At 38.7% G+C, this 13,695-nt stretch carries 13 protein-coding genes; 8 read left to right on the top strand and 5 right to left on the bottom strand.

Annotation, left to right across the window (positions count from 1 at the left end; translation table 11 throughout):
• Positions 1 to 43 precede the first annotated feature (43 nt).
• Together GTH24_RS05670 and fabZ are read left to right on the top strand one after the other, a co-directional pair.
• Complete coding sequence (locus tag GTH24_RS05670) at positions 44 to 925, top strand: dihydrodipicolinate synthase family protein (protein ID WP_072070540.1); 882 nt, start codon at positions 44 to 46, stop codon at positions 923 to 925.
• A gap of 188 nt (positions 926 to 1,113) precedes the next feature.
• Positions 1,114 to 1,539 carry a 3-hydroxyacyl-ACP dehydratase FabZ gene (fabZ, locus tag GTH24_RS05665; RefSeq protein ID WP_072070541.1) on the top strand — a complete coding sequence of 142 codons (426 nt, stop codon included), beginning with the start codon at positions 1,114 to 1,116 and terminating at the stop codon, positions 1,537 to 1,539.
• A gap of 61 nt (positions 1,540 to 1,600) precedes the next feature.
• Here the strand turns inward: fabZ and GTH24_RS05660 are convergent, their stop codons facing one another.
• Positions 1,601 to 2,989, bottom strand: coding sequence for an MmgE/PrpD family protein (locus tag GTH24_RS05660; protein ID WP_072070542.1), 1,389 nt, complete (start codon positions 2,987 to 2,989; stop codon positions 1,601 to 1,603).
• Between the two features lie 81 nt (positions 2,990 to 3,070).
• Positions 3,071 to 4,438, bottom strand: coding sequence for an adenylosuccinate lyase (gene purB, locus GTH24_RS05655; RefSeq protein ID WP_072070543.1), 1,368 nt, complete (start codon positions 4,436 to 4,438; stop codon positions 3,071 to 3,073).
• A gap of 403 nt (positions 4,439 to 4,841) precedes the next feature.
• Here purB and metC point away from each other — a divergent pair, with 403 nt between their 5' ends.
• From metC to sseA, 4 genes are all read left to right on the top strand, one after another.
• Positions 4,842 to 6,017, top strand: coding sequence for a cystathionine beta-lyase (metC, locus tag GTH24_RS05650; protein WP_072070544.1), 1,176 nt, complete (start codon positions 4,842 to 4,844; stop codon positions 6,015 to 6,017).
• A 34-nt stretch (positions 6,018 to 6,051) separates the two neighbouring features.
• Complete coding sequence (gene dcuC / locus GTH24_RS05645) at positions 6,052 to 7,419, top strand: C4-dicarboxylate transporter DcuC (RefSeq protein ID WP_072070545.1); 1,368 nt, start codon at positions 6,052 to 6,054, stop codon at positions 7,417 to 7,419.
• Between the two features lie 265 nt (positions 7,420 to 7,684).
• Positions 7,685 to 7,870, top strand: coding sequence for a hypothetical protein (locus GTH24_RS05640; RefSeq protein ID WP_072070546.1), 186 nt, complete (start codon positions 7,685 to 7,687; stop codon positions 7,868 to 7,870).
• A 13-nt stretch (positions 7,871 to 7,883) separates the two neighbouring features.
• Positions 7,884 to 8,726 carry a 3-mercaptopyruvate sulfurtransferase gene (sseA, locus tag GTH24_RS05635; protein ID WP_115350887.1) on the top strand — a complete coding sequence of 281 codons (843 nt, stop codon included), beginning with the start codon at positions 7,884 to 7,886 and terminating at the stop codon, positions 8,724 to 8,726.
• Between the two features lie 77 nt (positions 8,727 to 8,803).
• On the opposite strand, the gene GTH24_RS05630 is transcribed toward sseA, so the two are convergent.
• The 3 genes from GTH24_RS05630 to rhlE form a co-directional block, all read right to left on the bottom strand.
• A complete protein-coding gene (locus tag GTH24_RS05630; protein ID WP_036938310.1) occupies positions 8,804 to 9,052 on the bottom strand; it encodes a GlsB/YeaQ/YmgE family stress response membrane protein in 249 nt (82 codons plus the stop codon).
• 203 nt (positions 9,053 to 9,255) lie between these two features.
• A complete protein-coding gene (gene dusC, locus GTH24_RS05625; protein ID WP_164526048.1) occupies positions 9,256 to 10,188 on the bottom strand; it encodes a tRNA dihydrouridine(16) synthase DusC in 933 nt (310 codons plus the stop codon).
• Between the two features lie 9 nt (positions 10,189 to 10,197).
• On the bottom strand, positions 10,198 to 11,625 hold the full coding sequence (gene rhlE / locus GTH24_RS05620; protein WP_115350886.1) for an ATP-dependent RNA helicase RhlE: 1,428 nt from the start codon (positions 11,623 to 11,625) through the stop codon (positions 10,198 to 10,200).
• Between the two features lie 371 nt (positions 11,626 to 11,996).
• Between rhlE and cecR the strand changes: the two genes are divergently transcribed.
• Together cecR and hlyD are read left to right on the top strand one after the other, a co-directional pair.
• A complete protein-coding gene (gene cecR, locus GTH24_RS05615) occupies positions 11,997 to 12,695 on the top strand; it encodes a transcriptional regulator CecR (protein WP_072070550.1) in 699 nt (232 codons plus the stop codon).
• A gap of 11 nt (positions 12,696 to 12,706) precedes the next feature.
• Positions 12,707 to 13,693 carry a secretion protein HlyD gene (gene hlyD, locus GTH24_RS05610; protein WP_072070551.1) on the top strand — a complete coding sequence of 329 codons (987 nt, stop codon included), beginning with the start codon at positions 12,707 to 12,709 and terminating at the stop codon, positions 13,691 to 13,693.
• The last annotated feature ends 2 nt before the right edge of the window (positions 13,694 to 13,695 follow it).

Raw genomic sequence — 13,695 nt, 5'->3', positions numbered from 1 at the left:
CCAAAACAATAAAATATTAAAACCATAAAACAGGACACCGATTATGACCCAATTCCATGGTATTTTTCCTTACCTTGTTTCCCCTGTTGATCAAACTAAAGGCACCATTCTTGAATCTTCATTACGTCGATTGGTCGAACATTTGATCTCATGTGGCGTTCATGGTTTAAGCCCGTTAGGTAGCACCGGTGAATACGCTTATCTCTCCCAAGCACAGCGTAATGAAATTGTGCGTATCACGGTTGATCAAACTGCGGGGCGTATCCCTGTTATCGCAGGGGTTGCCGGTTTTTCAACCGCAGATGCTTGTCATCAAGCCGAACAATACGCCCAATTAGGTGTAGATGGCATGGTGCTGATTTCACAAAAAATGTACCCGTTAAGTGAAACCGCACAAGCAGGTTATTTCCAAACTATTGCTGAAGCATTTCCTGAAAAATCCATGACAATTTATACCAATCCGGGGCTTTTGGGTGATGTTCTTCCTATCTCTTTATTTAATGAACTTAGTTATATCCCCAATATTGAATATATTAAAGATGCTTCAAGCAATACAGGTCGATTGCTTACTATGATCAATACCTTTGGTGAACGCGTGAAGATCTTTAGTGCTTCGGCACATATTCCATTACTTGTATTAAAACTTGGTGGTGTCGGTTGGATGGCCGGCCCTGCTTGTGTATTACCAAAGCAATGTGTTGAACTGTACGAACTTGCAACAAAAGGTGACTTTGATACGGCATTAGCAAAACAAAAAGAGATGTGGCAAATCAACGAAGCCTTTACCAAATATTCGTTAGCATCATGTATTAAAGCCTCTCTAAATATTCAAGGTTTTGATGTAGGCTTGCCTATTTTACCGCAAGAGCCTCTAAACGATGTCGCAATGGCGGATCTACGCCAAATTATTGCTCGCCTTGATTAATAAGCTATTCTTATTGAGTCATACCAAGGGCTAGATTTTATACTTTTCTAGCCATTGTTATTATTTTTATGACTATTTCCTGTCTAAAATCATTAGGTTGTACTGTACGACATTGAATAAGAATGAAATAATAGCCGCCATTATTGCAAAATCGTGTTTATTCTATCACCATAACGAGGAGAAAATGTATGCCCATTTCCGTCAGTGAAATAATGGAAATATTACCTCATCGTTATCCATTCTTATTAATTGATGGTGTTATTTCTGAGCCAGCTGAACTTGCTAGTGGCAAATTAATCGCAATTAAAAATATCACCACCAATGACACTGTTGTTTTTGGCGGGTTTTACCCTCCCTTACTACTCCTTGAAAGTATGGCTCAAGCCGCTGGAGTTCTTGCACATTACTATCTTTCTCCCATGGAAGAAGGCCAGCAATGTTATTTTGCCAGTATAAAAAAAGCACGTTTTCATGATGCAGTAAAAGCAGGTGATCAACTACTTATTGAGATCGAATTTCGTCGGCAGCGCCGTACTATTGTTAGTTTTTCTGGTGTTGTTCGTATTGGTGAAAAGATTATTTGCACATCTGAATTTATGTGTGCAAGGCAATAAAAAAGGATTGGTAGCTCAAACCAATCCTTCATATCATCATCTTATTGACATTATGTTTAACTTAATGGGCCGCTTCTTCAATACGCAATAATTGTGTTACCTCAGAAAGAGTAACATTTTCAAAATTTAATACTTTTTCAACGAGTTGAGCCGATTGTTTATCCTCTATTACTAATGAGGCGTTATCGTAAAACTTACTGATCACATCTTTATCTGTCATTGGATTTTGTGGATTACCGTATTGAATATCTAATCTCTCTGTGATCTTCTCACCATTTTTTAATGTCACGAAAATTAATCCTGGAAAATACGTAGGAAATGGTATTTCGCCTTTTTCGGGATAACGATAACTCACTTTTTTCGCTAACTTTTGAATATCTTCACGCTGTAAATTTTCTGGAGATAATGACGATAATGTTAGTGCATTGTCTAAAAAACCGGCTGCAAATAGCCACGGCAAACTAAATTTTGCCCCATAAGCTGTTTTAGGCGCCCATTTTGTTTCAAGTGGTTCGCAAATTAAGGCAGCTGCTACTGGATCGACCACGCACTCCACACTACCGATATCATCAGCCGTGATCCCTTTTTTCAGCAAATTACGCCCACAATCCACAGTCGCATGAGCAAAATGGCACACCGGATAAGGCTTAATCGAAACATTTAAAAATTCCCATACATCACCTAATCCTAATGCCACTTGTTCTGGTTGTGCTTGCTCTTTAATACCATGGGTTTGATAAAGGCTATAACGACCTTCAAATATCGTTTCGGGGCCAGTCATTCCACCTTTTGCCAATGATGCGGCAATAATACCTGATTGCGCAGCCCATCCCGCATGAAAGCATTTAGAAGAAGAACTATTGGTAAGATATTCAGCCACCCCTCCTGCTTGACTTCCTGTGAGCCCTAATGCATTCACTGTCTGTTCTGGTGTTAATTTTAATAACGAGGCCGCACAAGCTGTTGCACCAAAAATACCTGCAATCGCAGTGGCATGAAAGCCTCGCTGATGAAATCCACTATGGCTTGCTAATCCCACTCTTGCCGCTACTTCCCAGCCAATCACCCAGGCAGTTAAAATATCTTTTGATGACGCACTGATTGACTCACCCAATGCAAAAGCAATCGGCGTTAATACCGCGCTACCATGTGCAATCGAATCAGTGTGTGTATCATCAAAATCTAATGCATGTGATGCAATACCATTTGTAAGTGCAGCTACAGTTGTACTTGTTGTGAGTGAACTACCCCAAATCGGAATATTGCCTTGGCTATCAGGTAAAAAAGTAATGCTCTGACGACTTTGAATAGCACTTTGTTGCACACTTCCAGCAAGTGCGACACCTAATGTATCTAATAAATGAATTTTAGCTCGGCTAACAACTTGAGCAGGTAAATCAGAGAAAGTGGTTGTCGTAATAAATTGGGCTAACTGCTGACTCAATGTCATAAACACCTCGAAATAGATAAGAAAAAGCCAGTAATATCACCGGCTTTTAGATAATAAGAAGGTTGGATGTAATTAAGTCACTTAGTCATTTAACCAGCCAGAGGCTTTGGTTTGTGCGACAACACGATCAACTTGGGCCGGTGCATTTCCTACATAAGTTGTTGGATCTAAAAGTGCATCAAGCTCTTCTTGAGTAATGTGATCGCGAATACGAGTATCACGATTAATCGCTTCAACAAAAGTGATGCCTTCTTCTTGCCCTGACATTGATGCTTCATACACAATTTCATGTGCAGTTTGTTTACCCGCTTTATCAGATAACGCAAACATCACTCTCTCTGCCAACATAAAGCCACCCAAAATATCCATATTTTCACGCATTTTTTCTACATGCACATTTAATCCACCTAATACTGTTTTCATATTATCGAAGATAACAGACAGCATCAGGCACATTTCTGGCATGATTTTCCATTCCATTTTCCAAATCGCACCATCGCGCTCATGCTGATGTTTCATCATATCCGTTAATACAGATAGATTTGCTTTTAGGGTATTACTCACACAGGCCGCATTTTCCACAATGGCAGGATTACGTTTATGTGGCATAGTCGAAGAGCCCACTTGGCCTTTACTAAACGGCTCAGATAACTCATCAATTTCGTTATGCGCTAATAGTAGGATTTCATTGGCAATTTTACCTAGCGTACCGCTAATTAAACCAATTAACATGCCATATTCACTGAATCTATCACGCGCAGGTTGCCATGAAATTTCAGGTACACCTAAGCCTAAGCGTTTTAATACGCGCGCTTCTAATTCATCAGCTTTATCGCTTAAAGAAGCTTTTGTACCTACCGCACCAACAACACTGCCAACAAATAAGCGAGGTTCTATCTCTTTAAGACGTTGATAATGACGCGCTAATTCAGTTAGCCAGATCGCTGTTTTATGCCCAAATGTAATTGGCAGAGCTTGTAATGCTAACGTACGTCCAACCATTGGCGTGTTGCGATGTTGTTCACTTAATGAAAGCAACGCACGACCTAATACTTTGATATCACGCAAAAAAGTATGATGAGCATCTTTTAGTTGTAATACAAGGCCAGTATCAATTACATCTTGTGTTGTTGGGCCAAAATGAACATATTCCCCATAATGTTCTGGGCAAGCATGCTCTAAACCACGAATTGTTGGCACTAATGGATGGCGAGTAAGACGCACTTGTTCTAATACATAATCCATATCGAGCTTTTCAAGTTTCGCGGTGTCTGCAATAACTTTTGCCGCCTCTTTCGGGATCAAATCTAATTCGGCTTGTTCAATAGCTAATGCCGCTTCATAATCAAGCCAATTTTGCATTCTTGTTTTATCAGAAAAAATAGTTCTCATCTCTTCTGTTGACCATAAATTCTTTAATAAAACCGAATCAAAAACGCTGGTTCCCATAATTATTTCCCCTGTTAAAAAAATAATAAAAAAATCGTTTTTTTAATCAAACGACTTGTTAGATTGTTATTTTATTTATGCAATATAATCTCAAAAAAAACACTTTGATAATTTTAATCTAATTTCAAATATTTCTTATCAATTAAAAAATAACATTAATTCAATATGTTATAAATAACCCTTTATTTATTAGTTATAACTTTTGATTCTTAAATAACATTTAAGATTTAATTAGAATAATTAATGCTAAAAAGTTAGAGGAAGATCATCATTTTTAGAAAATAGCTATTTTAAAAATAAATAAGTTTGTTATAAATAATAGAAACAAAATAAGCACAAACAGTAATTAATCATTTTATTTAATTACCGGGGAACTCTATTTCTATATTTGGAGATATTAATAATGAAACAAAATAAACAAACAAAATTGATACACTGTGGACGTCAAGAAATTAAAACTTCAGGCCCCATTAATCCCCCCGTTATGAGAGCCAGTACTATTGTTTTTGACTCAATAAAAAGCTGGCGTGATGTGCGTGATCGTCGTGCAACAGAACGTGTATTGAGTTATGGCGCTCGTGGTACCGAAACCGCTTTTGCATTAGAAGCATTAGTGACTGAGTTAGAAGGCGGTCATCGTGCACAGTTATTCCCGACTGGATTGGCGGCTATCGCAGTGACCATCATGGGATATGCGCGTAGTGGTGGACATGTTTTATTTGCAGATTCTGTTTATGAACCTGTGCGTAAAATCGCATCTGCTTTCCTTGAACCCAATAACATTGCTTATAGCTTCTTTAAAACAGATGGTTCAGATTTTGAGCAAAAAATTCAACAAAATACACAGCTAATTTTTGTCGAATCACCAGGTTCACTCCTTTATGAAATGCTTGATTTACCTGAAATCTGTCGTATTGCTCATGAAAGAAATATTCCTGTCGGTGTTGATAATACATGGGGTTCTGCATGGCTTTATAACCCGCTTGAATTAGGTGCTGATGTCTCTGTTATTGCGGCAACTAAATATTTGTGCGGTCACTCTGATGTCATGATGGGCATTATGGTTGCGAATGAAAAGGCATGGGAAAAAATTGGTGCATTACCTGAAGCATTAGGTCAAGCCAGTAGCCCTGATGATGCAGCTCTCGTACTTCGCGGAATGAGAACATTAGGTCAACGTATTGCTGCTCATGGTAAATCAGCTTTGGCTATCGCACAGTGGTTAGAGACACGTCCTGAAGTTGAAAAAGTATGGTTCCCTGAATTACCTAATCACCCTCGTCATGATTTGTGGAAACGTGACTGCAAAGGCAGCAATGGCCTGTTAACCATTGAATTTAAACAAGAATTCACCACAAAACAATCAGAACAATTTATTGATGCGCTTGAACTATTTGGTATTGGTGCATCTTGGGGTGGGTTTGAAAGCCTTGCATTACCTGCCAATGTCGTTGGCGCAAGAACAGCGTCTAATTGGCGTGAAGGTCATGGCCCTTTTGTACGTTTACACATCGGCCTTGAAGCAACAGATGATCTCATTGCAGATATTACACAAGCTTTTTCAGCATTAAACCAATAACAAAAAATATTGCATCATTACCGGGGAATTCACTATGACAGGTTTAATCATTGCCGCGCTGGTAACAGCGTTGGTGGTTTATTTACTGGCGCGGGGTTATAAACCTCAGCCAGTATTATTACTCGGGGGCTTGTTACTATTGCTCCTAACGGCTTCTCTCGATCTTAATCCGTTATTACCTGAAAATAAGACAACTCAATTTAAGTATTTTGATGTCTTCCAAATTTTCACGGATATTATGAGTTCTCGTCTTGCAGGTCTTGGTTTAACGTTAATGGCTATTGCGGGCTTTTCTCGTTATATGGAACATGTTGGCGCAAGTCGTGCTTTATTCGCAATTTTTGAAAAGCCATTAAAAGCCATAAAATCACCTTACTTATTATTAGTGATTTCATTTCTAGTCACCCAAATCTTGGTTATTTTTATTCCTAGCCATGCTGGTTTAGGTATGCTGTTAATGGTCACTATGTATCCGATATTAATTCGTTCTGGTATTAGTCCACTTTCTGCTTTAGCCGTTATTGGATGTTGCCAGTTTATCGACCATGGTCCTGGCTCTGGTAATGTGATTATGGCTGCAAAAACAGCGGATATTGAACCTGCCGTCTATTTTGTTCAACACCAATTACCCGTTACTATTCCTATTATTATTGCTGTTGCTATCACTCACTTCTTTATTCAACGCTGGTGGGATAAACGTGAAGGTTTTGTTTTTGACCCAACAACCATTGATGTTGTAAAAGAAGAAGGCAATAAAATTCCACTGTCTTATGCTCTATTACCTGTGATCCCTTTAATTCTAATTATCGGTTTCAGTCCTTTGCTACACCCTTACATTAAATTAGAAGTCACCACGGCAATGATTATTAGTACCGTAATTGCACTTCTTTTCGAATATGTTCGCTTACGTGATGCAAAAGCGGTGATGAATAGCTTTATGCTGTTCTTTGAAGGAATGGGTAAGCAATTTGTCTTAGTGGTCTCGTTAATTGTGTCTGGTGAGTTCTTTGCTAATGGTCTACTTAAAAGTGGTGCCGTCGATACGCTAATTAGCTCTGCTCAAGATGCAGGCTTCGGCATTGCCGCGATGATCATTGTAATGAGTGCCATTCTTGCATTAGCGGCCTTTTTAATGGGATCAGGTAATGCGGCATTCTTCTCATTTGCAGCCTTAACACCAAAAATTGCCGCTTTCTTAAAAGTAGATGTCATTACTTTAATTTTACCAATGCAAATAATGACAAGCTTTGGTCGTACTGTTTCACCCATTACAGCCGCCATTGTTGCCATTGCTGGTATTGCGAATGTCTCACCTTTCCAAATAGTTAAACGTACTGCCATTCCTATGGCTGTCGCAGCTATTGTGAACTTAGCAATGACATTCTGGTTTTTATATTCCTAATTAAGTTGCGTTACCCCTTGCCCTTAAACTCATTTACTCCTGAGTTTAAGGGGTTTTTTCTTATCATTGACTGTAACCTTTGATTGAAATAATTAACGTCAACACTAACTTTACTCAGGCTATTTATAAAAAATAAATAGCCTTTTTATTTATCTATTTATCTCTTTTCTAGCCAATCTCATTTGTCGATTAAACTGACTTAGCACTTGTTTCAACTTCATATCTAGATATACTTTTGCGCAACATTCATCTGCAAATGAACATTATGAAAAAAATAATTATTGTTATTATCGCACTGCTTGCCTTCGGTTCTATTGGTGGTGTTTTCCTTGCGGGCTTAAATATCTATACACGCTCCACCACACCAATAGAAACAGAGAAAACGCAACCTGAAACATCACCTACACAGCAATTTCCAGCTATCCCAGACAGCCCACCTTCTGCTAAATAAATGAGGTCGCACCGTGGAATACGATTACTTTGTTACACCCAAATGGCTATTTGAACATCAACATAATACTAATGTTGTGATCCTTGATGTCAGCGCACCAATGCCAACCCAACAGATTGATTATCAAGCGCTTTACCTTGAACGTCATATTCCACATGCACATTTTTTTAATCTCGATGAAGTCGCAGATAAAACAACAACATTGCCACATATGTTGCCATCTGATGCACTATTTTCAGAAACGCTGACGCAATTAGATATCTCTAATACCACAACTGTTATTCTTTACGATCAAGGTAACTTATTTTCCGCACCTAGAGGTTGGTGGACATTAACCACACTAGGTTGCCGTAATGTGCGCATTCTTGCTGGCGGTCTACAAGCATGGATTGATGCTGGGTTTCCTATAGAACAAGGTGAAGCTGTCAAGACACCAGCGCAATCTCCATTTATAGTTGAACGTCACCCTCAACGTTATGCCAACAAACAACAACTTATTGATAATCTGGCGACAAAGCAAAAACAGATGGTTGATGCGCGTTCTGCTGATCGCTTTTATGGTAGAGCACCTGAACCCCGCCCAGGCTTGCGCAGTGGACATATCCCCGGCAGTAAAAATGTGCCTTGGAATGAATTAGTTATAGATGGGAAATTAAAAGATAAAACTGAATTAAAACAAATATTTGAACAGGCTGGTGTTGATTTATCACAACCCATTATTGTTACCTGTGGCTCTGGTATGACTGCGGCAATTTTATTTTTAGCATTAACTGTATTAGGTTGCCAATCTATCGCACTTTATGACGGCTCTTGGGCGCAATGGGGTGCTGAAAGTACCCTTCCCTGTGAATGCTGATTTAATCAGTCCACGCTTTAAAAAGTAAACCCGCATTAACGCGGGTTTATTATCAATATCTATTTGATGTGAAGACATTAACTTGCAAATATTTTTGCAAGATAGAGCACAACAATGGCACCAATTACAGCGACAACAAAGCTACCAAAATTAAAGCCGTCCACTTTACCTTTGCCAAAGAAGCTACTAATTGCGCCACCGACAACCGCACCTACAATACCAAGAATACAAGTCCATATCAGACCAATATCATAAGAGCCTGGCATTAAGAATTTCGCCAAAATACCTGCGATTAAACCAAAGATAATCCAAGCAAGAATTCCCATATTTCCCCCTAAAATAGTCATGATATAAACAACATACCTAAAAAATTCACTTATTGAGTGTAAGTCGAAAAAGTAATTTTTTCCAATTATTAGAAATAAATTATATAATATTTAGGATAAATAGATGGATTATTTCTCAATAAATAAAAAAATAGCGCTGATTAATTAGCGCTATTTTTTTATTGGATAAGATTATTTTTAAACTACAGAGCCTCTATTGCCACTGCAATTTCTGGCGACGTTTTTAATGTTCTAATTTGTCTAAATAATTCATCAGCTTCTGGATACTCTTTGCGTAAATAACTAAACCACTGTTTAATCCGTGATGCATGATAAATTGTCGTATCACCGCGCTTTTCTAAGCGAATATAGCGCTTTAATAATTCAATAACCTCAGACCAAGGCATCCTTGTTTCTATACCTTTTACAACACGACTTAAGTTAGGCGTATTCATAGCACCACGACCTATCATTATCGCATCACAACCTGTTGTGGCTAAACAGGCCAATGCATCTTCGCGGTTCCAAATCTCACCATTGGCAATTACAGGTATTGAGAGTCTTTGACGAATATCACCAATGGCCTGCCAATTGATTTTTTCAGCATTATAACCATCTTCTTTTGTTCTGCCATGTACTGTAATTTCTGTTGCGCCACCTTGTGCTACGGCATCAGCAATTTCATGGCTATATTCAGAAGAATCCCAACCAAGTCTGACTTTTACTGATACAGGTAATTCTAAAGGTACAGCATTACGCATTGCTTTAGTTGCTTGATAAATAGTTTCAGGCTGTTTTAAAAGTGAAGCACCGCCACCACTACCATTAACCGTTTTTGAAGGGCAACCACAGTTTAAATCAACGCCCCAAGAGCCTAACGATACGGCTCTAAACGCATTTTCAGCCAACCATTGAGGGTGTTGTCCTAGTAATTGCACCCGTACAAGCGTGCCACTTTTTGTGCGACTTTCTGTATGTAATTCAGGACATAAGCGATAAAAGGCTTTTGTTGGTAATAATGAATCAACAATACGCACAAATTCTGTAATACAGAGATCGTAATCGTTAATCGAAGTGAGTAATTCTCTCACAAGGGGGTCTAAAACCCCCTCCATTGGTGCTAATAGAACTCGCACTTTTTAACCTCAAAACTCTTTTCTAGCTTTTGACCAAGGGCTTTGATTATCACTACCTTCATCACTTTTACGTGAACGACGAGGCCCTAATTTACCAGTACGTGAGCCATCTTTATTACGGTAGTTTTCTTTGCTTTTATTACGACCGCCTTCTTTACTACCTTCACTATCATTCTCTTTACGAGCATTATTACGATTATCTTTGCCACGAATATCTGCACGTCCATGACCACCGCCACTTCTACGTGGGGTATTATTTTTTGGCTTTTTATGCAATGGAGCCGCTTTAATCGAAGGATCAGGATCGTAACCATCTAATGCTAAACGTGGAATTTCACGTTTTAATAGACGCTCGATATCAGCTAATAATCCATGTTCATCAACACAAACCAATGAAATAGCTTTACCTGTTGCAGCTGCTCGACCCGTTCTACCAATACGGTGAACATAATCTTCTGCAACTTGCGGTAATTCAAAATTGACAACATAAGGCAGTTGGTCAATATCAAGGCCACGAGCTGCAATATCAGTTGCCACCAGTGCTTTTAATTTACCATCTTTAAAGTCAGCTAAAGCACGAGTTCTTGCACCTTGGCTTTTATTACCATGAATAGCGGCTGATTTGATACCATCAGCATTTAAATGTTCAGCAAGCTTATTAGCACCGTGCTTAGTACGCGTAAAAATAAGCACTTGTGACCAGTTTTCTAAGCCAATTAAATGTGATAACAACTCTGTTTTACGTTTTTTATCCACTAAATGGACATATTGATCTACAGATTCAGCTGCTGAATTTTTTGGTGCAACGGAAATACTCACAGGATTGTTTAACAACGAGTTGGCAAGTCCTGTGATCTCTTTAGAGAATGTCGCAGAGAACAATAAATTTTGACGTTTTTTAGGTAATTTATTGATCACACGGCGAATATCATGAATAAAGCCCATATCTAACATACGATCAGCTTCATCAAGCACTAAGACTTCAACACGAGAAAGATCGACTGCATTTTGATGTTCAAGGTCGAGTAAACGTCCAGGTGTTGCTATCAATACATCAACGCCACCGCGTAATTTCATCATTTGAGGGTTAATACTCACACCACCAAAAACGACCAGTGAACGGATTGGTAAATAGCGACTATAAGCTTTCACATTCTCAGCAATTTGCGCAGCGAGTTCACGGGTTGGTGTTAAAATTAGTGCTTTAACTGGTTGACGACCTTTAGTTTTTTCTGCTGATTGAGCTAACTTTTCCAAGATAGGCAATGTAAAAGCCGCCGTTTTCCCTGTCCCTGTTTGCGCACTGGCTAATACGTCTTTACCCGCCAAAATCGGCTCAATCGCCTGCTGTTGAATAGGGGTTGGGGTTTTATACCCTTGTTCATCAATAGCGCGGAGAAGCGCCTCACTTAAACCAAGCGATGTAAAATCGGTCAAAACAGTAGTCTCCTACAACCAGAACGTATAACACGGTGATTGAAATTAAAAATGACGGGCTTTCATACTGTCAATCTATAGGTATTATTACTCTATAGGTACTATCATTTAGTCAGTAAGACAGTGATGAAAGAGAATGAACCTTGCTAGATTAACCTAATAACCCCTATTTTAACAGTTTTTGCTGTATTCATAATACAAAAATAATTTTCAATAATAGATAGCGTTTTTTATTACAAAATACCTTTATTGGATTATTTATTACAAAATTTCCCTATTGTTCAATATCATCTAATATAATACACCTTGTTATCGCTGTTTTTAATATCATTGGTTTTGTTACATTTTACTTAAGTAAGGTATCTTCTATTATGTCAGAAACCCATCAGAAGACGACTCGTGGTGAACTAGCAAAACGACAATTATTGGAAGCGGCATGTGAGATCTTTGGTAAAAATGGCCCTGATGCCGCCACCACACGCCAAATTGCACAAGCTGCTCAACAAAATATTGCCGCTATCGCTTATTATTTTGGTTCTAAAGAAGGATTGTATCTCGCCGTTGCGCAACATATTGCCGATCTTATCCGTCTTGATTTTGAACCTACTGTTACCATCCTTGACGAATTTCTTGAGCGGCCCAATCCCACAGAGCATCTACCATTGCTACAAACGCTGATCATAGATAGCTTTTTACAATATGCTCAACTAGTACTTGATAAAGCCAATATTCATCTTAGTCGTATCATGGCAAGAGAACAGCTTGTTCCTACCGAAGCGTATTCCCTTATCCACCAGCAAGCGTTATCACCACTTTTAACGCGTGTGAATAAATTATTAGCTATCTATATTGGTTTAGATCCCACTCTTCCGACGACAATGCTACACACTCACGCTATTTTAGGAGAAGTGCTATCATTTCGCTTAGTGAGAGAAACCATTCTAAGACAAACAGGATGGGATAGAATTGGTAAGAATGAGTATCAAATTATCTCTAATACTTTAAAAACACATATTACTTTATTACTCAATGGATTAAGAGAAATTTACACTCACCCACATCATGCATAAATAGAGTTATTATGAAAACTAAAAAAATCAGTTTCTTTATCATCTTAATGATTATTATCGGTATTATTGCAGGTATCTATTATTACGAAGAAAACAAAGAGTCTGAATTAGTACTCTATGGTAATGTCGATATACGTACTGTTAACCTGAGTTTTCGTGTTGCAGGGAAATTAGATTCCCTACTCGTTGATGAAGGTGCCCCCGTCAAACAAGGGCAATTGTTAGGAAAGCTTGATGATGCCCCCTATCGTAATGCACTAAATAAAGCTTATGGTGAGCGTGATAGCGCTATTGCTGCATTAGCATTAATGGAAGCTGGTTATCGCAGTGAAGAAATTGCACAAGCCCAATCTGACGTGTCATTAAAACAAGCTGCTTGGCAATATGCCGACAACTTTTATAAACGCCAGCAAGATTTGGCTAACCGAAAAGTAATTTCAGCCAATGATTTAGATAGCGCAAGAAATAATCGCAATCAAGCAGCTGCAGCCTTAAAAGCAGCCCAAGATAAATTAAATCAATATCAAAATGGTTATCGAAAAGAAGATATTGATGCGGCTAAAGGGCAGGTTATGCAGGCAAAAGCTGCCGTTGCTCAAGCAGAGTTAAACCTTCAAGACACACAGTTAGTCTCACCTTCACAAGGTACAATATTAACAAGGGCCGTTGAACCTGGCACTATTTTATCTGCTGGCAATCCCGTATTTACGGTGTCTTTAACTACTCCTGTTTGGGTTAGAGCGTATATTAGTGAAACCCACTTAAGTGAAGCAATCCCTAATCGAGAAGTCTATCTCTACACTGATGGACGTAAAGATAAGCCTTATCATGGCACGATTGGTTTTGTTTCACCGACAGCAGAATTTACGCCAAAGAGTGTCGAAACACCGGAATTAAGAACTGATTTAGTTTATCGACTCCGCGTTGTTGTGACGGATGCTGACGATGCATTACGTCAAGGAATGCCCGTGACTTTAAAATTTGCACCCACTCATTAAGT

Source organism: Proteus vulgaris (genome assembly GCF_011045815.1).
Classification (GTDB): Bacteria; Pseudomonadota; Gammaproteobacteria; order Enterobacterales; family Enterobacteriaceae; genus Proteus; species Proteus vulgaris_B.
Note: the sequence above shows the minus strand (reverse complement) of the source record. Positions and strands in the feature narration are given on the sequence as shown.

What these genes read in the sequence shown, in the direction of transcription:
- GTH24_RS05670 (WP_072070540.1), top strand. Translation starts at nt 44, where the DNA reads ATGACCCAATTCCATGGTATTTTTCCTTACCTTGTTTCCCCTGTTGAT.
- fabZ (WP_072070541.1), top strand. Translation starts at nt 1,114, where the DNA reads ATGCCCATTTCCGTCAGTGAAATAATGGAAATATTACCTCATCGTTAT.
- GTH24_RS05630 (WP_036938310.1), bottom strand. Translation starts at nt 9,052, where the DNA reads ATGGGAATTCTTGCTTGGATTATCTTTGGTTTAATCGCAGGTATTTTG.
- GTH24_RS05660 (WP_072070542.1), bottom strand. Translation starts at nt 2,989, where the DNA reads ATGACATTGAGTCAGCAGTTAGCCCAATTTATTACGACAACCACTTTC.
- dcuC (WP_072070545.1), top strand. Translation starts at nt 6,052, where the DNA reads ATGACAGGTTTAATCATTGCCGCGCTGGTAACAGCGTTGGTGGTTTAT.
- hlyD (WP_072070551.1), top strand. Translation starts at nt 12,707, where the DNA reads ATGAAAACTAAAAAAATCAGTTTCTTTATCATCTTAATGATTATTATC.
- metC (WP_072070544.1), top strand. Translation starts at nt 4,842, where the DNA reads ATGAAACAAAATAAACAAACAAAATTGATACACTGTGGACGTCAAGAA.
- purB (WP_072070543.1), bottom strand. Translation starts at nt 4,438, where the DNA reads ATGGGAACCAGCGTTTTTGATTCGGTTTTATTAAAGAATTTATGGTCA.
- GTH24_RS05640 (WP_072070546.1), top strand. Translation starts at nt 7,685, where the DNA reads ATGAAAAAAATAATTATTGTTATTATCGCACTGCTTGCCTTCGGTTCT.
- cecR (WP_072070550.1), top strand. Translation starts at nt 11,997, where the DNA reads ATGTCAGAAACCCATCAGAAGACGACTCGTGGTGAACTAGCAAAACGA.